This window comes from Bradyrhizobium algeriense, assembly GCF_003062295.1.
GTDB classification, from domain to species: domain Bacteria; phylum Pseudomonadota; class Alphaproteobacteria; order Rhizobiales; family Xanthobacteraceae; genus Bradyrhizobium; species Bradyrhizobium algeriense.
Genome location: NZ_PYCN01000011.1, coordinates 183,164 through 205,081, shown reverse-complemented (window position 1 = coordinate 205,081; position 21,918 = coordinate 183,164). Strand labels below are relative to the sequence as shown.

19 protein-coding genes are annotated in these 21,918 nt (G+C 62.4%); 6 read left to right on the top strand and 13 right to left on the bottom strand.

All coding sequences use genetic code 11. The features are described from left to right. The first annotated feature begins 71 nt into the window (after positions 1 to 71). From C7G61_RS22210 to C7G61_RS44000, 3 genes are all read left to right on the top strand, one after another. Positions 72 to 926 (top strand): LysR family transcriptional regulator, encoded by an 855-nt coding sequence (locus C7G61_RS22210; RefSeq protein ID WP_108518356.1) that lies wholly within the window; start codon positions 72 to 74, stop codon positions 924 to 926. Between the two features lie 100 nt (positions 927 to 1,026). After that, on the top strand, positions 1,027 to 2,550 hold the full coding sequence (locus tag C7G61_RS22205) for a PAS domain-containing sensor histidine kinase (protein WP_108518354.1): 1,524 nt from the start codon (positions 1,027 to 1,029) through the stop codon (positions 2,548 to 2,550). Beyond that, a complete protein-coding gene (locus C7G61_RS44000) occupies positions 2,547 to 2,810 on the top strand; it encodes a hypothetical protein (protein WP_145963667.1) in 264 nt (87 codons plus the stop codon). Before C7G61_RS22205 ends, C7G61_RS44000 begins: the two co-directional genes overlap by 4 nt. Positions 2,811 to 2,968: 158 nt before the next feature. Here C7G61_RS44000 and C7G61_RS22195 read toward each other — a convergent pair whose 3' ends face one another. The 3 genes from C7G61_RS22195 to C7G61_RS22185 are packed head-to-tail and all read right to left on the bottom strand — an operon-like array spanning position 2,969 to position 5,652. Then, a complete protein-coding gene (locus C7G61_RS22195) occupies positions 2,969 to 4,405 on the bottom strand; it encodes a TIGR01777 family oxidoreductase (RefSeq protein WP_108518349.1) in 1,437 nt (478 codons plus the stop codon). Continuing rightward, a complete protein-coding gene (locus C7G61_RS22190) occupies positions 4,402 to 5,067 on the bottom strand; it encodes a DUF4166 domain-containing protein (protein WP_108518347.1) in 666 nt (221 codons plus the stop codon). The genes C7G61_RS22195 and C7G61_RS22190 overlap by 4 nt, the downstream gene beginning before the upstream one ends. A gap of 27 nt (positions 5,068 to 5,094) precedes the next feature. Continuing rightward, entirely contained in the window at positions 5,095 to 5,652 is a 558-nt protein-coding gene (locus C7G61_RS22185; protein ID WP_108518345.1) for a GbsR/MarR family transcriptional regulator, read from the bottom strand. 253 nt (positions 5,653 to 5,905) lie between these two features. Here C7G61_RS22185 and C7G61_RS22180 point away from each other — a divergent pair, with 253 nt between their 5' ends. After that, positions 5,906 to 7,855, top strand: coding sequence for a diguanylate cyclase domain-containing protein (locus C7G61_RS22180; protein ID WP_108518343.1), 1,950 nt, complete (start codon positions 5,906 to 5,908; stop codon positions 7,853 to 7,855). A 51-nt stretch (positions 7,856 to 7,906) separates the two neighbouring features. On the opposite strand, the gene C7G61_RS22175 is transcribed toward C7G61_RS22180, so the two are convergent. The 6 genes from C7G61_RS22175 to C7G61_RS22155 all read right to left on the bottom strand — a co-directional run bounded on the left by C7G61_RS22175 (position 7,907) and on the right by C7G61_RS22155 (position 12,692). Continuing rightward, on the bottom strand, positions 7,907 to 8,848 hold the full coding sequence (locus tag C7G61_RS22175; protein ID WP_108518341.1) for a metallophosphoesterase: 942 nt from the start codon (positions 8,846 to 8,848) through the stop codon (positions 7,907 to 7,909). 18 nt (positions 8,849 to 8,866) lie between these two features. Next, the gene (locus C7G61_RS44775) at positions 8,867 to 9,007 is read right to left on the bottom strand and encodes a hypothetical protein (RefSeq protein ID WP_190241916.1); all 141 of its coding nucleotides are present in this window, start codon (positions 9,005 to 9,007) and stop codon (positions 8,867 to 8,869) included. Between the two features lie 41 nt (positions 9,008 to 9,048). Continuing rightward, the gene (locus tag C7G61_RS22170; protein WP_108518339.1) at positions 9,049 to 9,348 is read right to left on the bottom strand and encodes an acylphosphatase; all 300 of its coding nucleotides are present in this window, start codon (positions 9,346 to 9,348) and stop codon (positions 9,049 to 9,051) included. Then, positions 9,345 to 10,214 (bottom strand): isocitrate lyase/PEP mutase family protein, encoded by an 870-nt coding sequence (locus C7G61_RS22165; RefSeq protein ID WP_108518336.1) that lies wholly within the window; start codon positions 10,212 to 10,214, stop codon positions 9,345 to 9,347. The genes C7G61_RS22170 and C7G61_RS22165 overlap by 4 nt, the downstream gene beginning before the upstream one ends. Positions 10,215 to 10,330: 116 nt before the next feature. Next, a complete protein-coding gene (locus C7G61_RS22160; RefSeq protein ID WP_108518334.1) occupies positions 10,331 to 12,346 on the bottom strand; it encodes an acetyl-CoA carboxylase biotin carboxylase subunit in 2,016 nt (671 codons plus the stop codon). Between the two features lie 136 nt (positions 12,347 to 12,482). Next, entirely contained in the window at positions 12,483 to 12,692 is a 210-nt protein-coding gene (locus C7G61_RS22155; protein WP_108518332.1) for a hypothetical protein, read from the bottom strand. Positions 12,693 to 12,897: 205 nt separating this feature from the next. On the opposite strand from C7G61_RS22155, the gene C7G61_RS22150 reads away from it, so the two are divergent. Beyond that, positions 12,898 to 13,662, top strand: coding sequence for a thermonuclease family protein (locus tag C7G61_RS22150; protein WP_108518420.1), 765 nt, complete (start codon positions 12,898 to 12,900; stop codon positions 13,660 to 13,662). A gap of 44 nt (positions 13,663 to 13,706) precedes the next feature. Next, positions 13,707 to 16,169 carry a hybrid sensor histidine kinase/response regulator gene (locus C7G61_RS22145; RefSeq protein ID WP_108518330.1) on the top strand — a complete coding sequence of 821 codons (2,463 nt, stop codon included), beginning with the start codon at positions 13,707 to 13,709 and terminating at the stop codon, positions 16,167 to 16,169. Positions 16,170 to 16,433: 264 nt separating this feature from the next. Here the strand turns inward: C7G61_RS22145 and C7G61_RS22140 are convergent, their stop codons facing one another. From C7G61_RS22140 to C7G61_RS22125, 4 genes are all read right to left on the bottom strand, one after another. After that, complete coding sequence (locus C7G61_RS22140) at positions 16,434 to 17,159, bottom strand: hypothetical protein (RefSeq protein WP_145963666.1); 726 nt, start codon at positions 17,157 to 17,159, stop codon at positions 16,434 to 16,436. Between the two features lie 453 nt (positions 17,160 to 17,612). Then, positions 17,613 to 20,273, bottom strand: coding sequence for a bifunctional diguanylate cyclase/phosphodiesterase (locus C7G61_RS22135; protein ID WP_108518418.1), 2,661 nt, complete (start codon positions 20,271 to 20,273; stop codon positions 17,613 to 17,615). Positions 20,274 to 20,425: 152 nt separating this feature from the next. After that, positions 20,426 to 20,959 carry a hypothetical protein gene (locus C7G61_RS22130; RefSeq protein WP_108518326.1) on the bottom strand — a complete coding sequence of 178 codons (534 nt, stop codon included), beginning with the start codon at positions 20,957 to 20,959 and terminating at the stop codon, positions 20,426 to 20,428. A 417-nt stretch (positions 20,960 to 21,376) separates the two neighbouring features. Next, positions 21,377 to 21,868 (bottom strand): YciE/YciF ferroxidase family protein, encoded by a 492-nt coding sequence (locus tag C7G61_RS22125; RefSeq protein WP_108518324.1) that lies wholly within the window; start codon positions 21,866 to 21,868, stop codon positions 21,377 to 21,379. Positions 21,869 to 21,918: the final 50 nt, after the last annotated feature.

Here is a 21,918-nt window from a genome sequence, read left to right as displayed (position 1 = left end):
TCTAGACCCGCGCGCATCATTTTGGTATCTTATCTCTCTTCATAACAATGATAACAGATATTGATGATGACATGAGCACGCTGGATATCGATACCGTTCAGGCGTTCCTGCTGGTCGCCGAACTGCAGAGCTTTACCCGCGCCGCCGAGGCACTGGGCACGACGCAAGCGTCAGTCAGCATGAAGCTGCAGCGGCTGGAGAGCGTGGTCGGCAAGCGGCTGGTCGAGCGCTCGCCGCGGGCGGTCGCGCTGACCGCCGCGGGTGCTGCGTTCCTGCCCCACGCCCACGCGCTGATCGAGGCGCATGACCGCGCGCTGTCGGGCGAGACGCCCGCGCGTCAGCAATTGTCGCTCGGGATTTCCGATCACGCCGCGGGAGCGGAACTGGTACCGCTGCTCGAACGGCTGCACGCGGTGTCGTCGCAACTGGCGCTTTCCGTGACGATCGGCTTTTCGCGCCAGATGCTGGATGCCTACGATGCCGGCGAACTCGACGCCGTAGTGGTGCGCCAGGAAGGCAGCCGCCGCGGCGGCGAGAAGCTGACGGAGGACGCGTTCGGCTGGTTCGCCGCCAAGCGCCTGGTCTGGCGCCGCGGTGAGACGCTGCCTCTCGCCACGCTGGCGCCGCCCTGCGGCGTGCGCGCGCTCGCCATCCGCGCCCTCGATAAAGCCGGCATCGCCTGGAGCGAGCGCTTTGTCGGCGGCGGCGTCACCGCCGTGGTCGCGGCCGCATTGGCCGGCCTTGCGGTCGCGCCGCTGGCCCGGCGGATCGCGCCGCAGGGCCTGGTCGATATCGGGCCGGCCGAAGGGCTGCCGCGGCTTTCTTCCTCGAAGGTGATGCTGCACTCGAAGGTCAGCGACCCCGCCAAGCTCTCGGCATTGCGGACGCTGGCAGCGACGTTCAGGAGTGTGGTTACCCCGGCGTAACGGAACGTTTCGCCGGCGTAACGACCGTTTCGTTAAAAAGCCGATTTTTAGGGAACCAATCGGCACGTTGTGCGTTTGCGCCTCTTAAACGGGCATTCGGATGTTCAGGAAAGATCAGCAGCAGCAAAGGGATCTATTCGAATCCGAACGTAACTTCCGACTCCTGGTTGAAGGCGTTGCCGACTACGCGCTCTACATGCTGGATCCGGACGGCGTAGTGACGAGCTGGAATGGCGGCGGCCAGCGGATCAAGGGCTATTCGGCCGACGAAATTATTGGGCAGCATTTCTCCCGCTTCTACACCGAAGTCGACCGCGCGAACGGCAAGCCGCTCCGCGCCCTGCGCATCGCCCGGGAACAGGGCCGCTACGAGGAGGAAGGCTGGCGCGTCCGCAAGGACGGCACCTTCTTCTGGGCCAGCGTCATCATCGATCCCATCCACGAGGACGGCCACCTCGTCGGTTTCGCCAAGATCACCCGGGACATTACCGAGCGCCGCGAAACCCAGCTCCAGCTCGAACAGATGCATCAGCAGCTCGCGGAATCGCAGAAGCTCGACGCGCTCGGCCAGCTGACCGGCGGCGTCGCGCACGATTTCAACAATCTCCTGATGGTCATCAGCGGCAGTCTTCACACGCTGAGGAAAGCGGTGGGCGACGATCCCAAATGCCAGCGGGCGATATCGGCGATCGAAGGGGCGACCAAGCGCGGCGCCTCCCTCACCAGCCAGTTGCTGACATTCGCACGGCGGCAGAGCGTCAATCCGCAAGCGATCGACGTTGCCGAACGGATCGATGCGGTGCGCGAAGTGCTCGACACCGGCGTCGGCAGCGCGGTGACGCTGCAAATCGACGTCGAGCCTGACGTCTGGCCGGTCATGGTCGACGTTGCCGAGTTCGAAACGGCGCTGGTCAATCTCGTCGTCAACGCGCGCGACGCCATGGCCGGCGGCGGCGTCATCACGATATCGGCGCACAACGTTACGCCCGGCGGCGAAGCCGGCGCAGGTGGACAGGTCGCGATTTCGGTCGAAGACACCGGCGCCGGCATCGCGCCCGATATCCTCGGCAAGATCTTCGATCCCTTCTTCACCACCAAGCCGATCGGCAAGGGTACCGGCTTGGGACTGTCGCAGGTTCATGGCTTCGCCCATCAGGCCGGCGGAACGGTCAAGGTGGCGAGCGAACTCGGCAAGGGCACCAGGATCACGATCCTGCTGCCGCGAAAGGAAACCGCGCCTGAGGCCGAGGACGCCAATGCGGTGGAGATCGGAGGCAGCGGCACCGTGCTGCTGGTCGAGGACAATCCGGAGGTCGCATCCGTCAGCGCCGGCCTGCTCGAACAGCTCGGCTACACCGTCCGCAGGGTGGCGAATGCCGAAGCGGCCTTGCGCGAAATCGAGCTCGACGGCGTAGACCTCGTCTTCTCCGACATCGTGATGCCCGGCAAAATGGACGGTCTCGGTCTGGCGCGCCACCTGAAGGCTGTCAGGCCCGGACTGCCGATCCTGCTGGCCAGTGGCTACAGCGATGCCGCGCTGAGCGTGCGCGGCGATTTTCCCATTCTGCGCAAGCCCTACGAAATCCACGAACTCAGCCAGGCAATCGCGAAGCTGCCGCGGTGACGGCGCTAGGCCGGCTCGCCGCTAACGTGCCGTTCGGCCACCAACCAATAGATCAGTCCAGCAGCAAATCCGGCTACAACGAAAAGCCAGCTGACAAGCGAGATGGATTGAAACAGGAAACCCTGAGCCAGAACTCCGATCGCGGCACCGCTGCACGCAAAGAACAAGAAAGATCGTATCCGAAATCTCCGGCTCAACCAGATGGTCAGGGCAGCCGGGATCGCAGTCAGCACGCAAGTGACGGCAAATATCAGAAGTGAGAAAGGCAGCATCTCGGAAAGGCGCACATTCACTGCAAGGGAGGATATGACAGCGGTTGCAGCCAAGCATCCAGCGATCCAGCCTCCCGCTGCACGACATCTATTGGAATACATGCTCGCCTCCGTTCGAACATTGCGCCCGATGAGCCCACCGCCCGTCACAAGATCGCCTCGAATGCGCTGCGCAGCGTTTCGTGCCGGAATACGAAGCCGTTGCTGAGCGCCTTGTTCGGCAGCACGCGCTGGCCGCCCAACAGCAATTCATCGGCGAAGTCGCCGCCGACACGGCGCAGCAGCCCGCCGGGAATGCGGAACACCGCGGGCCGGTGCAAGCGGCGGCTGAGTTCTTCGGTGAATTTCAGATTGGTCACGGGGATCGGTGCGGTGGCGTTGATCGGCCCTGCCAGCTCAGGCTTTGCGATCACATGGGCGATCAGGCGGATCAGATCGTCGCGCTCGATCCACGACATCCACTGCCGGCCCGAGCCCAGCGGTCCGCCAAGACCGAATTCGAACGGCGTCAGCATCCGCGTGATGAAGCCGCCATCGGTGCCGATCACGAGGCCGATCCGCAGACAGACCACGCGCACGCCATGTTCTTCCGCCGGACGCGCCGCGTTCTCCCAGGCGTCGCAGAGTTCGTGACTGAAGCAGGCGTGCGATTTTGCCGACTCCGTCAGCACCTGGTCCTGCCAGAGCCCGTACCAGCCGATCGCGGAGCCGGAGACCAGCACGGCCGGCTTGCGTTCGAGCCGCGCAATCAGCTTGACGATGTCGCCGGTCATGTTGATGCGGGAGTCGAGGATTTTTCGGCGCTTGGCGTCGGTCCAGAGCCCGTTGCCGATCGGCTCGCCCGCGAGATTGACGATCGCGTCGATGCGGCTGTCCGCTGGAAGCTGGTCGAGGCTCGTGATCAGCATGATCGGCGGCGACAACATTTCGGCTTTGGCTGGATTGCGCACCAGCGCGATGACCTGATGGCCCGCGCCGCTCAGGCCTGCCACCAAACGGCTGCCGATAAAGCCGGTGGCGCCGGTCACCAGCACCGTTTGCCGTCCCTGTAATTTTTCGACCAGGCCTGCCGCCGGCACGCTGGTCATACGGGCCAGACGCTTCGAGGCGGTGAAATCGCGCAGGCCGCACAGCGCCGCGCCCACGGCTGCCGCCGCCGCGATCAGGCTGAGCCAACCGGTGTAAGCCGATTTGACGCCGGTCGGCTGCATCGCCCAATCGATCAGGACCGGCAGCAGCAGCACCAGGATGGCGCCGTAATTGATCGCCAGCAGCGTGTGATTGATGCGTTCGCTGGCCGGCAGTTTCCGGCTCATGTCCTCCTCGACGAAATCCATCAGCGTGATGACGATTTCGGCGGCCAGCACCGCAATGATCAGCATCGCAAGGATGCCGTGCACTTCCAGCCAGCCCAGCACCAGGAACAGCAGCGCATAGAGCATGTTGCGCAGGCTATGAAGCTGCAGCTCGTAGCGCTGCGAGGGACGCCATGCGAGCCGCTCGGTCAGCTCATGGTGATAGAACGTGTCGAACACGCCCATCACGACCTGAATGGCGATCAGGATCCAAAGCAGCGACGTCATGATGCGGCCTCCCGGAACTTTGCGGACTGGCGAATGAGCTTGCCGAAGCGCGGATGAACGATCTCCAGCGTGAAGCGGAACGTGCCGCCGCCGAGATCGGAATGGGTCACGGTGAGATCGCCGGGCGTGAGCCGTGGCGGCAGCGGCAGCCTCAACGGCCCGATCTGCAGGGAATAGCCGACGCTGCGAAACACCAGGGCTTCGTGCTCGACGGATATGAGCAACGCCATGCTGATGCCGTAGCCGACATATTCTTCGAGCCCGGTCGGTCCGGCAAAGCGCTTGGCGGAATGGATGACCTGCGGAAAGCCATGGCTGCGCGCGCAGATGCGGGTCCAGATCTGGCCGCCACTCGCCGCGTCCTCGGTCACCGTCACGACCATCGGGACACCGGTCTCGACGCCGGTCGGCAGCGGCCCGCCGATGACCCGCGCGAGCTGCGCCAGCCACCAGCCGGCGCGGCTGAAACTCGCCTCCTCTATCGTGCCGACATAGACAACGGTCTCGCCATCGGCAAAACGCTTCGAAAAGCGCCGCCAGATCGCCAGCGGCAGCCGACCCCAATCCTCGTCGGGCAACAGATCGTGGAAGCGGTGGTCGTCGAGCAGGATAGTGTTCGAGGCAGGCGTTGCGGGAAACCTTGGTACTCTTGTGGACGCCATTACACGCTCCTGCCCTGCCCCTCAGCCCTACTTGGCTTTCCCCGCCGGCAAGAAACTGACGATCTTCTCGCCAAGCTTGATCAGCGCGACCAGCCTCGGCCGCGGCACGTTGAGCATTTGCATGTACCAGCGGTCGACCAGTTCGGTGAAAGCCAGCATTTCCTTTAACCGCTTGCTTGCGACCGGGCTGATGGTCGGATCGTCAGCCGCGTCGGAGACGCAGGCGCGCAGCGCATCGACCGCGGGGTCGATCTCACGCTCCTTGCGGCGGGCGGCGATCCGCGCCGCCACTTCCCAGATGTCGGTCTCCGCCTCGAAATGATCGCGGCGGTCACCAAGGATCGGCACCCGGCGGATCAGGTTCCAGGCCAGCAATTCCTTGATGGAGTTGGAGACGTTGGACCGCGCCATGCCGAGCGTCTCGGCGATATCCTCCGCCGTCATCGGCGCCTCGGCGAGATACAGCAGGCCGTGGATCTGGCTCACGGAGCGGTTGACGCCCCACTCGTCCCCCATGTCGCCCCAGTGCAGGATGAACCGCTCGACGACGGCCGGGAGTTTCTTCTTGTCGGTTGTTTCTGTCATGACAGAAATATCTGACGGAACTGCCCGGATGTCAAGTCCCGTGCAGCACCGGCGGCTTCGCGGTTCGGAAACCCGCTTCGCAAATAGCCGCCCTGCCTTGGGCGCCCGTCCCGGTTCCCGGAATGGAACCCGGACGAAATCGCGGCTCCGTTGTTTCCCGGACCGATCCGTTAACCCTTTGGCACCGGCCGCCTCTTAGATTCCTCTCGCGCGTCGCCGCCAACGAGGTCTGGCGCGGTCATCAAGGCACGACATGCCCCATCGAAATCCCCCAGACCCCGGCGGGCCGCTGCGGCGGGTACCATCGACGGCCGTGGTCATCACGTTTGCGCTTGTCATGACCGCCTGCGTGCTGGGCGTCATGGCCTGGAAGGCGCTCGACGCCAAGAAGGCGGCGCTGGCGAGCGGCAGCTCCGAGATCCAGAACCTCGCGCATTCGCTGGCCGAACACGCCTCGCACACGCTTCAGGCCGTCGATATCGCGATGGCGGGAATGGTGGACTTGCTGAAGTACCGGGATCCCGAGCCGGACCGGTTCAACAAATACCTGACTGAAACGGCGAAAACGCTGCCCCAATTGCGCGGCATCGGCGTCGCCGATGCCAAGGGCAACTGGCGTTATTCGTCATTTCCGGAAACGCCGCGCCACAACGTCTCGGACCGGAGTTATTTTGCCTATCATCGCGATACGCCGGACAATACGCTTCGGATTAGCGAGTTGATGCAGTCCCGTATGGACAATCAATCCTCGATGATTGTTCTGTCGAAACGTATCACCAAGCTCGACGGCAGCTTCGGCGGGGTCGTCGCCGCAGCGATCGACAAGGATTATTTCAACGGCTTTTACCGGACATTCCAGCTCGGCCCCGACGGCGGCATCAGCCTAATACGCAATGATGGTACGCTCCTGATACGCTGGCCGCTGTCGGACAAGAGCACCGATCTTTCCAGGACCGACCTGTTCTCACGGCATCTCAAGTTGAGCTCTGTCGGATACTACAAGATCGTCTCGCCGTTCGACGGCATCGTGAAATATTTCGGCTACGAGGAAACGCCGCATTATCCGGCAGTCGTCACCGTGGCCGTGTCGGAAGACTGGCTGCTTTCCGAATGGTGGAAGGGGTTGCGGACCGACGTCATCGTCGCCAGCGTGCTGTTGTGCATGATCCTGATGCTGGCTGCGTTGCTAGCCCTGCAGTTCCGCTTCCGCAACAAGATCGAGCGCGCACTGCGCGAGCGCGAGGCGCACTATCGATTGCTGGCCAACAACATCGCCGACATCATCATCCTGATCGATGCCCGCAGCTTGCTCCGCTATGTTTCGCAGTCGGCCGAGCCGGTGCTGGGATTGCGCCCAAAGGATCTTATCGGCAAATCATGCTTTGATCTGATGCATCGCGATGACAGGGAGAGCGTCAAATCGGCGACCGCACGGCTCAATGGCGTCGACAGCGTCAGCACAGTCGTGTTTCGACACTATCGCGGCGACGGAACGCTGGCGTGGGTGGAAAGCAAGTTCAAGCTGGCGTCGGAAACGGACGACCCCACGCGGACGGAATTTCTCTGCGTCATCCGCGACGTCACCGAACGCAAGCGGATGGAAGACGAACTGACCCAGCTCAACCGCCGCCTCACCCAGCTTGCTGCAACCGATGGACTGACCAACCTCACCAACCGCCGCACCTTCGACGGCTTCCTGCGGCGCGAATACGAATCCTGCGAAGAGATTGCGGTGCTGCTGTTCGATATCGACAATTTCAAGGGCTACAACGACACCTACGGACATCAGGCCGGCGACCGTTGCCTGCAGGTGGTTGCGAAAGCCATCGGCGATGCGACCGCCAATACGTCAGGCCTGTCCGCGCGTTATGGCGGCGAGGAATTCGCCGTCGTGCTGCCGAATACAACGGAAGACGCCGCCCTGAAGGTTGCCGAGAGCATCCGGCTGACCGTGCGAGCCCTGGGCATTCCGAACACGGCCTCCAGCCGCGGATACATCACCATCAGCGCGGGCGTCGCCGCCAGAAACCGCTCGACGTTCGACGAAGCAGCGTTAGTGGGGGAAGCCGACACCGCGCTCTATGAAGCCAAGCGTCTCGGCCGCAATCGCAGCATCGTGTATTCCTCCCTCGACCTGCAATATGTCGAGAGCGAATCCATCCAGCACGACGGCGAGTTCGCGCCGGGCGAACGGACGCATTAGCGTGAGCACGACAGCATCTTCCCTAGGGATGACGTAGTACAGATCAAGCGCTTACATTCGCTGGCGAAGCGTGTGCAAAGTAATTTCCGGAGGACAGTTCAAGCGAACGGGCAACAGGCTCGTTCCGGCACCAACTGATGTGTAACCGACCATGCTACCGTGACGCCACGCGCCCGCCCCCATCAAGCGCGGCAAGCGCGCCTCCAACTTGATTGGAATTCCGCCGGGAAGGCAGAGCTGTCCACCGTGGGTATGTCCGCTAAGCATTAGATTGAATCCGGCTTTGGCCGCTTCGCTATAGACCTCGGGCGTGTGAGAAAGCAAAATGGAGAATGCGCCGCTTGGAATTCGCTTCGCCGCCTTCTCAATGTCATCGGTCCGGTAGAAATGCGCATCGTCGATGCCTGCCAGATAGATCTGACTATCTTTGCGCGAAACTGTTTCGCACTCATTGAAGAGCATCCGGATCCCCATGTCTTCCAGCGCGGGCACCATGTATATGCTGTCGTGATTGCCGAGCACTCCGTACATCGGCCCTTTTATCCGGGCCGTCAGCTCACGGATGCTCTCGAGGCTCGTGTCGAATGGTCCATAGGTTTTTCCGCGATAATCTCCCGTCAATACGCAAATGTCGTATTTGAGGTCGCCGACAATGCCGATGAGGCGTTGCATCGCTCCCTCGCTTATGTCTGCGTGCAGGTCACTGAGATGAAGAATTGTGAAATTTGCAAATGCCGGCGGAAGGCTCTCAAATTCAAGCAGATTTGTCCTGATGGCGATCTGATCGGCGTTGCGACGCGCGCGGTTGTACAGTCCCATCAGCTTCAGCGCGCTTCCAATGATCCAAGGCGCCCTGTACCAATTTTCGAGATTGAAGATGATCAATCCCTGGCCAAAAAGTTGAGCCTCATGTTCAGTCTCAACCTTCAGCCGCCGCTCCACATGTTCGGCGCCGATTCGATCCACCACGGTTTGTAAGGCCAATGAGTACACGCCCAGCGCCTCCCAGTCCTATCGCGCGCCGGGCCGCCACGAGAGGTCGTCAGACAACACATAGATCGTAATCGCGGCGAGGCACATCAGGACTCCGATCCAGAACATCGGCGAGTGATGGATCCGTCTCCAGTCGCGTTCAGGGTGTTGCGGCCTCATTCAGTTCTCCTCATGAGTGCGTACCAGCCATATCACGGCGCTCAGATCGTCGGCAGCACCGAGAACCGCTCGCCTGCGTCCCGCAGGTTCAGCATGTCGGGATTAGCGGCTTCGTCCTGCAGCGCGTCCACCCGTGCCGATGACGGCCCGCGCCGGCATGCCGCGATCATGGCCGTAAGGGCTGCCGCAGGGCCGGCGAACACCGCTTCGACGCTGCCGTCCCGGCGATTGCGCACCCAGCCTTCGAGATCACGCGACCGCGCCTCGTGTTCGACAAAGTAGCGGTAGCCGACGCCCTGCACCCGGCCCCTGATCGTGACGTGGCGGATGGTGTCGCTCATGGCTTGTTCAATCCGAGGAATGCGCCACTGCGTGTTTTCACGTCCGCCTCGCGCATCGCCCTGCCGGTCAATTCGGACGACGCCAGACCCTTCAGGTTCTTCGGTGAGGTTCCCTCATGCAAAGCCTTCAGCGTTTCATAGACGGCCTGCGTGGCGGCGGCGAACGGCGCGTGGCCCTGCAGCGCGATCCGCACGCGCTGACTTTCGAGATAATCGAGCGCGGTCATGTCCTCGGGCGCGCCACCGAGCACGATCGGCAGGCTCGTTGCGGCTGAAACGGCTTCGAGCTCGCCGCGGTTCTTGATGCCGGTGAAGAACAGCGCATCGACACCAATGGCCTCGTATGCTTTCGCGCGCGCGATCGCGTCGTCGATACCGGTTATGGATACGGCGCCGGTGCGGCCCATGACGACCAGCGAGGGATCGCCGCGCCCGTCGAGCGCGGCCTTCATCTTGCCGACGCCCTCCTCCAGCGGGATCAGTTGCGTTCCGGCCTGTCCGAACGCCGGCGGCAACAGCGTGTCCTCGACCGTGAGCCCGGCAGCCCCGGCGGCTTCGAGTTCCTGGACGGTGCGGCGGACATTGAGCGCATTGCCATAGCCGTGATCAGCATCGACCAGCACCGGCAATGTCGAGGCGCGCGACATCCGGCGCATCTGTTCGGCCAACTCCGTCAAGGTGATCAGCGCGATATCGGGATCGCCGAGCACGACCAAAGAGGCCACCGAGCCGCCGAACATTCCGAGCTCGAAACCGAGATCTTCGGCAATACGGATCGAGGTCGCGTCATAGACCGACCCCGGCCGGATGCAGGTCGAGCCGCTCAAGATGGAACGCAATCTCTCTCGGCGCTGACGGAAAGCCATGGTGCCCTCAGTTCTATCTGCCGTCATTGCGAGCGAAGCGAAGCAATCCATCGGACCGCAAAGAAAGTGTGGATTGCTTCGTCGCTTCGCTCCTCGCAATGACGGAACAGGAAGCGTTACGCAAACTCCAGTATCAGCGCATCCACCGCCAGCGTCGCACCGGCCGCAGCGTGGATCTTCTTCACCGTGCCGTCGCGCTCGGCGCGCAGCACGTTCTGCATCTTCATCGCCTCGACCACGGCCAGCGTCTCGCCGGACTTGACCTCCTGCCCTTCGGCAACCGCAATCGACACCACGAGCCCGGGCATTGGACACAGCAGCTTCTTGCCGGTGTCGGCCGCCGAGTTCACCGGCATCAGCCGGGCGGCGGCCGCCTCGCTCTCGGTGAAGACGTTGACCGCAACGTCATAGCCCTGATGCGCCAGGCGGATGCCGTTCGGGATCGCGCGCACCTGCATCGCCACGACGTGGCCGTCGATGGTGCCATGCCAGACCGGTTCGCCCGGCGTCCACGTCGAGACCAGATTGTGCGGATTGCCGGGCAGAGCATCGGTGCCGATGAAACGCACCGCGATGCCATCGGCCTCGCGCGCCACATCGAGGGCGATTTCGTCGCGATCGAGCCACACCGCGCGGCGGCGTTCGCGCTGCACCAGCCGGCCGGTCAGTTGTCCGGAAATCTGCCGCTTGCGCTCGCCAAGCACATGGTCGATCGCGGCTCCCACGGCCGCCAGCCGCCGCGCGACCTCGCCTTCCGGCGGATGGGCGGAAAAGCCCTTCGGAAATTCCTCCGCGATGAAGCCGGTGGAAAGCTTGCCCTCGCGCCAGCGCGGATGGCTCATCAGCGCCGACAGGAACGGAATGTTGTGCCTGATCCCGTCGACGTAAAACGCATCCAGCGCGGTCGACTGCGCCTCGATCGCAGCCGCCCGCGACGGCGCATGCGTGACGAGCTTGGCGATCATCGGATCGTAATGGATCGAGATTTCGCCGCCTTCCTGCACGCCGGTATCGTTGCGGATGGTGACACCGTCCTGGCTCGCTTCGGCCGGCGGGCGGTACTTCACCAGCCGGCCAATGGACGGCAGGAAGTTGCGGAACGGGTCCTCGGCATAGACGCGCGATTCCACCGCCCATCCCGTCAGCGTGACGTCTTTCTGCGCGATCGAAAGCTTCTCGCCGGCGGCAACCCGGATCATCTGCTCGACGAGGTCGATGCCGGTGACGAGCTCAGTGACGGGATGTTCGACCTGCAGACGGGTATTCATCTCCAGGAAGTAGAAGCTCTTGTCCTGGCCGGCGACGAATTCGACCGTGCCGGCGGAATCGTAGTTCACGGCCTTCGCCAGCGACACCGCCTGCTCGCCCATCCTGCGGCGGGTGGTCTCGTCGAGCAGCGGCGACGGCGCCTCCTCGATGACCTTCTGGTTGCGGCGCTGGATCGAACATTCGCGCTCGCCGAGATAGATCACGTTGCCATGCTTGTCGCCGAGCACCTGGATTTCGATGTGGCGGGGATCGACGATGAATTTCTCGATGAAGACGCGATCGTCGCCGAATGAGGATTTGGCTTCGGCCTTGGCGAGGTTGAAGCCTTCGGCGACTTCCTTCTTCGAATGCGCGATCCGCATGCCCTTGCCGCCGCCGCCGGCGGATGCCTTGATCATCACGGGATAGCCGATCTCGTCGGCGATCTTCACCGCGTGCTTTTCGTCCTCGATGACGCCGAGATGTCCCGGCACCGTCGAGACCTTGGCCTTGGCGGCGGCCTTCTTCGATTCGATCTTGTCGCCCATCGCGGCGATGGCGCCCGGATTGGGACCGATGAAGACGATGCCCGCCTTGGCAAGCGCGCGCGGAAACGCCTCGCGCTCGGACAGGAAGCCATAGCCGGGATGCACGGCCTCTGCGCCGGTCTTGCGGCAGGCATCGACGATTCTGTCGATCAGCAGATAGCTCTCGGCCGCCGCCGGCGGGCCGATCAGCACGGCGTTATCGGCCATTTCGACATGGAGCGCATCGCGGTCGGCTTCGGAATACACGGCCACCGTCTCGATCCCCATCCGGCGCGCAGTCTTGATGACCCGGCAGGCGATCTCGCCGCGATTTGCGATCAGAATTCTCTTGAACATGTTCTTCTTGCTTGAGCTTTGGGCGGGATCCTCCCCCGCAATGACATGCGGGAACGCGGGTAACACACCCCTCGTACAGCAAATATCGATGGAGGCAACGGTCTCGTATCGGCTTCGAATGCCGGCCGGCGGTAATTCACCCCGAATAAGAGCCGAACCGGCCTCGCGCATAGGCGCGGGATACCGCCTTCATCAGTTCGGCAGCCTCGGACTCCAGATATTCGTTGGCGACAATCAGCGCGCGGATGGTCGCCCGCAGATCGCCGCCGCAAGCGGAAATGGCCTGATCCACTGCAGATTCCAGCTCGTCGTGCTCTTCGGATTTCGGCTGTGAAGAGGACGACATGGCATTATTCCGTGACGGGTGATGTCGCTCATGTTCTTATTTTGTTCTTAAGAAGTCAATGGGCCGTTCGACATCTGGCCACAATGGCGCTGACGGTTTTCCCCAACGTGCTTTCATGCGCGATTAGCGTCAGCGCCTTGGTTCAATCACCTCACCTTATGCTAGAAGGCGGCGGCAGGTGTGGAATTGATTTGAAATGAAACAGATGCGGTCACAAATTTTTCTGGTTGCGGCGTTGCTATCGATCGTACTTCCGGCCAGCCAGAGTTCGGCCGCCACCGCCGTCGTTCGGGATGGCGGCACGCTTCAGCTTGGCAATGTCACCTACCGGCTCGACGGCATCGATGTCCCGACCGTCGACCAGCTCTGCATCGACGAACACGCCGATAGCTGGACCTGCGGGATCGAGGCGCGCGATCAACTGACAAAACTGATCGGCGGCAAACAGGTCCGCTGCGACGATCTCGGCCCCGATCCCGCCTACAAGAAACGGCGCATCGGCGTCTGCAAGATCGAGGGTGAAACGACAAGTCTCAGCCAGTTGCTGGTCCGCAGCGGCTTTGCCTTGAATGTTGAAGCCTCCGCCAGCGGCCGCTTCCAGGTGGACGAAGCGCGCGCCCGGGACGATCGCCAAGGACTCTGGAAAGGCTGCTTCGCCGCGCCGCGCGAGTTCCGCGCCGGCAAGAAGGACGGCGCCCTGCTCGGCGCCGCGTGCCGTACCGATCGCGACCGCGAAATCCGCGAGGCCTTGTTCCCAGAGGATCTCGTGATGCCGGCGAGCTGCAACATCAAGGGCAAATACGCCGTCCGCGCGCGCGTCACCGGGAACCTCGGCATCTACCACCTGCAGATGTGCCGCTCCTATCCGGGACTGACCAAGCCGGATCGCTGGTTTTGTTCCGAGGAAGACGCGCAGGCCGCCGGGTTCCGCAGGGCATATAATTGCCGATCACAAGCCAAGAGCAAATGAGGCTGGCAAAGCCGCCGCTTCCTGTGTGAAAGTGCCCGCAAAGGTTGCCGGCACGCATGACAACTTCCAACACGTCAAAAGTTTTGCCCGAGGCTGCCGCCGAGCGCTTGCGGCGACATCTGCAGGAAATCGCGAACGAGCGCGACAAGGCTCATCGTGCGCTGCAGGAACGCGAAGCTGAGCTGGCGCGGATTCAGCGCATCGCCGGCGTCGGCGGTCTCGAAATCGATTTCCGCGACGGCGTCAGGAACCGCCGCTCCCCCGAATATCTGCTGGTTCACGGCTTGCCGCCCGAGGCGACCAACGAAACCTACGAGGAATGGGTCAGCCGAATCCATCCCGAGGATCGCGAGCTAACGGTCCAGCATTTGTTCGGCGTACTGAAGAGCGAGAGCGAGGACTATTCGGCCGTATACCGCATCGTGCGGCCGAATGACGGCGCGACCCGCTGGATCCGCGTCGTCGCCAAGATCGAGCGCGACCCTGATGGCCGTGCGCTGCGCCTGGTCGGCGCCGATTGCGACGTCACTGCTCAAATGCTGGCGCAGGCAACCTTGCGCGAAAGCGAGGAGCGCTTCCGCCTGATCGCCAACAGCGCGCCGGTGCCGATCTGGGTCACCAAGCTCGACCGCACCCGCTCTTTCCTCAACCAGGCCTATCTCGATTTTCTCGGGCTGCCGTTCGAGGAAGCCATCGTGTACGACTGGCGAAAGATGCTGCATCCGGACGACCTGCCCCGTTTCCTGCAGGAATTGGCCGCGGGCGAGGCCTCGCTCAAGCCGTTCACGCTGGAAGCCCGCTACCAGCGCGCCGACGGCGACTGGCGATGGATGCGATCGGAATCCCTGCCGCGCTGGGATCCGACCGGCGCCCACATCGGCTTCATCGGTGTCGCCCACGACATCACATCAGCCAAACAGGCCGAGCACGATCTTCGCCGGCTGAACGACATCCTCGAATTGCGGATCACCGAGCGGACGGCGCAGCTGGAATCCAGCGAAGCCCAGATGCGCGCGATCCTGGAAACCAGCCATCAGTATCAGGGGCTTTTGAACCAGCACGGCGATCTCCTGTATGCCAACAAGACCGCGCTTGCCGGAATCTGCTGTGACGCCGGCGACGTCGTCGGCAAGCCGTTCTGGGAAACGCCGTGGTTTTCGGGCACCGAAGGCATGCGCGACGCCGTCCGGGACGCCTTCATGGCCGTGATGCGGGGCGAAGAAGCCCAGATCGAAATGCGACTATGCCTGCCGATCGGCGAGCGTTATTTCGACTTCGTGATGCGCCCGTTGCGCGATCAGCACGGCGCGATCGTCGGCGCGGTGCCCGACGCCGTCGACATCACCGAGCGCCGCCTGGGCGAGGAAGCGCTGCGCCAGTCGCAGAAGATGGAAGCGGTCGGACAATTGACCGGCGGCGTGGCGCACGATTTCAATAATCTGTTGACTATCATCCGCTCCGCGACCGACTTCCTGCGTCGCCGCGAACTGCCGGAAGAGCGACGCCGGCGCTACATCGACGCCATTGCGGAGACCGTGGAGCGCGCCTCCAAGCTGACCGGGCAGTTGCTGGCGTTCGCCCGCAGGCAGCCGCTGAAGCCGCAGGTATTCAATGTCGGCACCCAGGTCGAGGCGGTGGCGCAACTGATCCGCCCGCTGGTCGGCGCGCGGGTCAGGATCGATCTCGACATCGCCGATCTCCATTGTTTTGCGATCGCCGATATCGCGCAGTTCGAAACCGCGCTGATGAATCTCGCCGTCAACAGCCGCGACGCCATGAACAGCGAGGGCCGGCTCATCATCCGCGTCCGGAAAGTGGATGTCATTCCCCCGCTCCGCGCCCAGCCCGCCCGCGACGGCGACTTCGTCGCCATCACCGTGACCGACACCGGCTGCGGCATTGCGTCCGACCTGCTCGAGACGATCTTCGAGCCGTTTTTCACCACCAAGGAAGTCGGCAAGGGCACTGGCCTCGGCCTCAGCCAGGCGTTCGGCTTTGCCAAGCAGTCCGACGGTGACATTGCGGTCGCGAGCGAGCCCGGCCTGGGCGCAACGTTCACGATCTACCTACCGCAGGCCGCGATGCCGGCCGATGCGGTCGAGGCCGCCGCGACCGGCAGCGAACCCGCCGCGCGCGGCCGCGGCTATCGCGTGCTCGTCGTCGAAGACAATGACGACGTCGGACAGTTCTCCACCGAGCTCTTGGAAGATCTCGGCTACACGGTCCGCCGCGTCGCCAGCGCGGATGCCGCGCTGGCGATCCTTGCCGAGGACGAGTTTTCCGCCGACCTGGTGTTTTCCGACGTCATCATGCCCGGGATGAACGGCGTCGAGCTCGCCGGCATCGTGCGCGAGCGCTATCCCGGCCTGCCCGTGGTGCTGACCAGCGGCTACAGCAACGTGCTCGCGGAGAATGCTCACCGCGGCTTCGAGCTGATCCAGAAACCTTATTCGGTGGAACTGCTGTCGCGGATTCTCAGGAAGGCGATCTCCGAGGCGCGCCGCTAGAGCAGGATGAGATCAGGTTGGGCCACGGCAATTGGTCGACGGCTTGTTCCCGCCAACGGTGCGTCATATCTCCCATGACGCCTTCGTGATCCGCTACCGCGCGCTCTGACGCGGGGAACGAGACAGGTCGGAGGCCCTGTCCAGCCGAATTCGCCCGAGCACTTTCACACGATGTGGAAATCTCCTGTGTGCAGATTGGCGACCGCCACGTTTTTCATAAGGACGGTGTTGCCGGCAAGCACCGACATGACGGCCTTCCTTTTCTTATCTCAGGAGCTTACGCAAAATCGAAGCGATTGCGACGTCAACAAACACGAGGAAACAGGGAAGCAGCGCAAACGTGAGGTTGACGTTGCGGTATGCTGGCCACCAATTGCTCGAGTAACCCAAGACGCTAAAATAGGCGAGAAATACAATTATTGCCCCCGCTGCTCCTCCAACTACAATTGTTACTGTAGATTGGTAGAGTGTCAGCATCAAATTGCGTTGGCGGATGAGCCAAGCTATCCGAGCGACATGCACTGCCAGCAAGCCGGCTAATGTCACAGTCAGCGCAAAATTTGGCTCGCTGAAAAGAAGAAGCGCCGCGCTCCAACCTAAAATTCCGATGAGGCAATCGACTATCCACATTCGAACGATTTGCGGTCGGTTTAGGAAATAGAAATCACTGAAGCTGACTGCGCGCGTCCAAAAACTTCCATTCTCGACTACATGGCTCTCTCGTAACGACCACGAGATTGCTCCGCTGTCGGCCCCACCTTCCGCGCGTATCGCTGACATCATTTCGCCCGTGGTCGCCGACCAGCGAAGTTTCTTGCTCCATAGGATGATGATCGCTGCGAAAAATCCAAGGACTAGCCCCATGCCGGGCACGACAACCAACGGCCGGACTTCCGTGGTGGCAAAGGGCAACATAACCAACAGAGGCGCGGTGGCTGCACAAATCGCGACAACAAGAGCATAGGGCAAGCGGTTGACAAATCTTGTCACGCTAACTCCTCCTGATCCGTCGGCCTAATCACGCCACTCTCGTCCTGGAGCTGTCCTGCCGTCCATCCTGCCCTGGAAGCGTAGTTCGAATTGTCAACGTTGACCACGTGATGCCCGCTTCCGATTTCAACCTGCCAAGTCATTAGCGTCCTCTACGATGATCGTATCAACGACGGCAAGACACAGGTTGGCGCGCCCCGCATTCGTCATTAAAGATTCGTCGATGATCTGGATCGGCTGCGCAATTGCGTTTGCCGCCAGCGCCTATGATGTGCTGGCAGGTGTTGGCGGAGAACGCCCATCGCGGTTTCGTATTGATTCAAAAGCCTTATTCGGTTGAATTGCTGCCGCGCAGTCTAAGAAGGGCGACCTCATAGGCCCGCCGCCAATCCTACTTTGCATGGGGTTGTTTTCGATATTTTGTTTTTTGGCCTCCGCGGAACGGGCCTTGGCTCACGCCGCGGCCTCGACGCCCGCCCTGCCCGACGCCAGCAGCGCGCGGATTTCCTGCGACGGACGCGCCGCGCTGAACAGAAAGCCCTGCATCTGGGTACATCCGAGATTCTGCACGGTCTCGCGCTGCTGCAGCGTCTCGACGCCTTCTGCCGTCGTGATCATGTTGCGGTCGGCGGCGATGCTTACCACCGCGCGGATGATCGAGGCCGACGAGGAATTGCGCGTCACTTCCTTGACGAAGGAACGGTCGATCTTGATCTTGTCGAACGGAAAGCGCTGCAGATATTGCAGCGAGGAATAACCGGTTCCGAAATCGTCGAGCGCGATGTGAACCCCGAGCGCGCGGAGCTGGTTCAGCGTCGCGAGCGCCGCGTCGTCGTCCGCGATCAGGACGGCTTCCGTGATCTCCAGCTCCAGCCGGCGCGGATCGAGCCCGGTCTCGGAGAGGACAGAAGCGACCTTCAGCGACAGCGTTTCCGATCGGAACTGGATCGGCGAGACGTTGACGGCGATGCGGACATCGGCCGGCCAGGCCGCCGCTTCCGCGCAGGCCGTGCGCAGCACCCACTGCCCGATCTCCTCGATCAGGCCGGTTTCCTCGGCCACCGGCACGAAGTCGGCCGGCGAGACCATGCCGCGCACCGGATGCCGCCAGCGCAATAGCGCCTCGCAGCCGGTGACACGATCGCTGCCCAGGTCGACCTGCGGTTGATAATGCAGTTCGAAGCCGCCCTGCGCCAGCGCCGCGCGCAAATCGGCCTCCAGCTCGCGGCGATGATTGGCCTGCTGCTCCATCGCGGGATCGAAGAAGCGATAGGTCCTGCGGCCGGCCGCCTTCGCCGCATACATCGCGAGATCGGCGTTCTTCAGGAGATAGAACAGGTCCGAGCCATCGCGCGGGGCGATCGCAATGCCGATGCTGGCATCGCTGGAAAGCTGGTGGCCGTGGCAGTCGAACGGGGTGCGCAGCGCCTGATAGATCCGCGCGACCAGCGCGTGAACGTCCTCGGCACTCTGGATGCCGTGCTGAAGGATGGCGAATTCATCCCCGCCGAGGCGGGCGATGAAATCTTCAGGCCCAACCGACTGCCGCAGCCGCTCCGCCACGCCCTTCAGGAATTCGTCGCCGATCAGATGTCCCAGCGTGTCGTTGATGCGCTTGAACTCGTCGATGTCGAGATAGAGGATCGCGAATTCGCGCCCCTCGGTTTCCAGCAGCAATCCTTCCGCATGGCGCTGGAACAGCGAACGGTTCGGCAGATTGGTCAGCGCGTCGTAATGGGCGAGATGTTCGATCCTGGCCTGGTCGCGCCGCCCTTCGGTGACGTCTTCCAATGTCGTCGCCCAGCCGCCGTCCGGCGAGCGCTTGAAGATCAGCCGGATCGTGCGCCCGTCCGGCGTCGAGGTCACGGTGTCCTGAACCAGGCTGCTGTTAGGGTCGAGAAACCGGGCGCAATAGGCGTCGACATCGCCGACAAAGGAGCCGCGCTCCTGACGGTGCCGGATCAGGTCGCGCAGATGACAGCCGGGTTTGACCACGTCGGCCGAGAGGCCGAACATGTCGATATATCGCCGGTTGCAGATCACGAGGCGCCCCGAGGCATCGAACAGCAGCAGGCCCTGCGTCATGTTGTTGATGGCGGTGTCGAGATGCTGGCTCTTCTCCGAGAGCTTGCGCTGCGCTACGGCATGCTGCTGGCGCAGCTGACGCACGATCAGGAACACCATGCCGATCACGACAATGATCGCCAATGCCGCTGCAAAAAACTGCAGCCTGGTCTGCGCCCGCCAATCGGCGAGTGCGGTCTCGGTCCTCGTGGTCGCGACGATGAGGATCGGAAAGTGCATCAGCGACTTGACCGCGCCGACCTTGTCTTCCGACAATCTCGCGCTGGTGAAGCGTCCCGATATGTTGCCGTCCACGGCCAGCGCGCGTTGAAACGCCTCGGTGCCGGCAACATTGAAGCCGATCAGGCTGTCGTTCTTGGGATAGCGGGCGATGATGGTACCGTTGCGGTGAATCATCGAGATCGCGGTACCGCTGTTGAGCTCCAGCGATCCGACAAAGGCGTCGAAATGCGAAGGCTCGACACCGCGGCTGGCGAAGCCGATGATCTCGCCGTTCCGGCCAACGATCCTGCGCGCAAACAGGGTGGTCCAGTTCTTCGTCACCTTGCTGACGACCGGCTCGACGATCACGTCGGACGTCGGTCTCCCGAATGTGAACTCCTTGAAGTACTGGCGGTCGGCGATGCTGAGGTCCGGCACCGGCCACATCTCGGAGGAATTGATCAGCCATCCCTTGGCGTTCCACAGGTTCAGCGCGCCGACATGCGGCAGCGCCGAGAGCTTGGAGCGGAGCATCTCGTGCGCGCTTAAGCTCGACATTCTCTGTTCGAATTCGTCAGACGTATCGACCCCATCGGCCTGCATGCCGGCGACGACGTCCTCGTGTACGTGTTGGAGATCGCTCAGTTGCTGGTCGAAATGCCGCGACAGCAGCAGCGCGCTGTTGTTGAGTTCGCGTTCGGCGACTTCCAGCGCCCGCTCGCGGTATTGCATGGCGAAATAGCCGGTGCCGAGCATGATCGCGATCACGAGCACCGCAGCACTCAGGATCAGCCACTGGATGGCACTCAGCCTGATCCGCCACGGCATGCCGCCGCCAAACAGCGGCTGGCTCTCCGCGACGATGTCTTGCGATGAATTATTCAGCATTTCCGCTGCCCCCACAGGAACTTGTTGTAGGGAACACAACCCAAAAGGGCGTTAGCAAAATGAGTTATCGCGAGGTTAACGCGGCGGCGGAATCAGGCGGTTTCGGTTTCCGCCAGTTCGTCTTCCTTGAGGCTGCACTCGATCAGCGCGCCGTCGATCGTGAACTTCGAAAACAGCGAGGCCGGCGGCGAGGCCTGCAGCGCCGCGAAGTACTGTGAATCTCCGGGGCTCTTCAGGAAGAAGCGGATGTGGTTGGCCGACATCGTGTCCCTCGACAGCCACACGATGCCGGAGAACAGCGCCACCATCATCTGGGCGTATTGGCCGGCGTCTGCGATGCCCAGTTCATAGACCGGCGACACCAGGATAAAGCGCGCCCGCAGGATCGGCGACGGGAATTTGCTCATCATCAGGCGGCTGACCTGGCAGGCCGCATGAATTCGCTCGCCGTCGGAAAGGCAGTACAGGCTGGGGTGGTCGCCGTCCTTGGTCAGGGCGTCATAGGTCGTGAAACTTCCCGTCGAAAAGGTCGAAAAGTCCTCGCCGACGCTTTCAGCGTCCTTCTTCCATTGGCCCTTGATCGACCGCCAGGACCTGTCCGGCTCTTTCATCGGCAGAAGGCGCATGACTAACCAGAGGTTAATGCAATGTTGATGCCGGCATTTTACGGACGGCGGCTAAACGTTTGCTTACGCTGGCGCCTGTCCGCGCAAATATTTGTTCGGCCTCGTAAAACTACTACCTCGGCGGGCGTTCTGCCGCCGCATTTCCTCGCGGGATCGGCCTCGCTGCAGCCAGTGAAACGCCGTGGGGCGAAGCGGCCACAGGAACGATCGGGCTCGGCGCGGGTTTTCCCTTATCGACGTTTCCTTCCCCGCGACGTCGAACTCGAGCCCCGCAGAAATTTCCATGGACGGGGTTGGCGGGGCTCTTTCATTCCGAAGAACGGACGGGCGCTGCTTGGAGCCAGAGGTGTCGCCTTGCAAGCACGGCCGACAGCGCTGGCCACAGGGGCATCAGCGCCGCCCGGCCGGCAACCGCCTTTAAGCCGCGGCTTCGTAATTGACGGCGGTCTCCGCGATCTTGGTCAGGGTTTCGTCGGTCTTCTTCTCTTCGCCGAGCGTCTGGTCGAGTAGCTTCACGGCTTGCGGATTGTTGAGCTTGGTCGCCCAGGCCTTCAGGGTGCCGTAGCGTGAAATCTCGTAATGCTCGACGGCCTGTGCAGCGGCGAGCAGGCCGGCATCGAGGGCAGGCGTGCCGGCATATTCCTCCATGATCTCCTTGCCCTCGTCGATGATGCCCTCGATGGCTTCGCACTTCTTGCTGCGCGCGGCCTTGCCGAGCAGCTCGAAGATCTTTTCCAGTCGTTCGACGTGCCCCTCGGTCTCTTCGTGGTGCTTTTCGAACGCGGCCCGCAGCTTGTCCGAATTCGCAGCCTTCGCCATTTTCGGCAGCGCCTTCAGGATCTGCTTTTCGGCGTAGTAGATGTCTTTGAGCGTATCGAGAAATAATTCGTTGAGGTCCTTCTCAGCCATGTCGTCCTCCCTTGTTGGCAGGCGGACAACATGGGATTGAACGTAATGTT

Coding starts and splice junctions, on each gene's coding strand:
- C7G61_RS22210 (WP_108518356.1), top strand. CDS start 72: ATGAGCACGCTGGATATCGATACCGTTCAGGCGTTCCTGCTGGTCGCC.
- C7G61_RS22205 (WP_108518354.1), top strand. CDS start 1,027: ATGTTCAGGAAAGATCAGCAGCAGCAAAGGGATCTATTCGAATCCGAA.
- C7G61_RS22195 (WP_108518349.1), bottom strand. CDS start 4,405: ATGACGTCGCTGCTTTGGATCCTGATCGCCATTCAGGTCGTGATGGGC.
- C7G61_RS22190 (WP_108518347.1), bottom strand. CDS start 5,067: ATGGCGTCCACAAGAGTACCAAGGTTTCCCGCAACGCCTGCCTCGAAC.
- C7G61_RS22185 (WP_108518345.1), bottom strand. CDS start 5,652: ATGACAGAAACAACCGACAAGAAGAAACTCCCGGCCGTCGTCGAGCGG.
- C7G61_RS22180 (WP_108518343.1), top strand. CDS start 5,906: ATGCCCCATCGAAATCCCCCAGACCCCGGCGGGCCGCTGCGGCGGGTA.
- C7G61_RS44775 (WP_190241916.1), bottom strand. CDS start 9,007: ATGAGGCCGCAACACCCTGAACGCGACTGGAGACGGATCCATCACTCG.
- C7G61_RS22170 (WP_108518339.1), bottom strand. CDS start 9,348: ATGAGCGACACCATCCGCCACGTCACGATCAGGGGCCGGGTGCAGGGC.
- C7G61_RS22165 (WP_108518336.1), bottom strand. CDS start 10,214: ATGGCTTTCCGTCAGCGCCGAGAGAGATTGCGTTCCATCTTGAGCGGC.
- C7G61_RS22160 (WP_108518334.1), bottom strand. CDS start 12,346: ATGTTCAAGAGAATTCTGATCGCAAATCGCGGCGAGATCGCCTGCCGG.
- C7G61_RS22155 (WP_108518332.1), bottom strand. CDS start 12,692: ATGTCGTCCTCTTCACAGCCGAAATCCGAAGAGCACGACGAGCTGGAA.
- C7G61_RS22150 (WP_108518420.1), top strand. CDS start 12,898: ATGCGGTCACAAATTTTTCTGGTTGCGGCGTTGCTATCGATCGTACTT.
- C7G61_RS22135 (WP_108518418.1), bottom strand. CDS start 20,273: ATGCCGTGGCGGATCAGGCTGAGTGCCATCCAGTGGCTGATCCTGAGT.
- C7G61_RS22130 (WP_108518326.1), bottom strand. CDS start 20,959: ATGCGCCTTCTGCCGATGAAAGAGCCGGACAGGTCCTGGCGGTCGATC.
- C7G61_RS22125 (WP_108518324.1), bottom strand. CDS start 21,868: ATGGCTGAGAAGGACCTCAACGAATTATTTCTCGATACGCTCAAAGAC.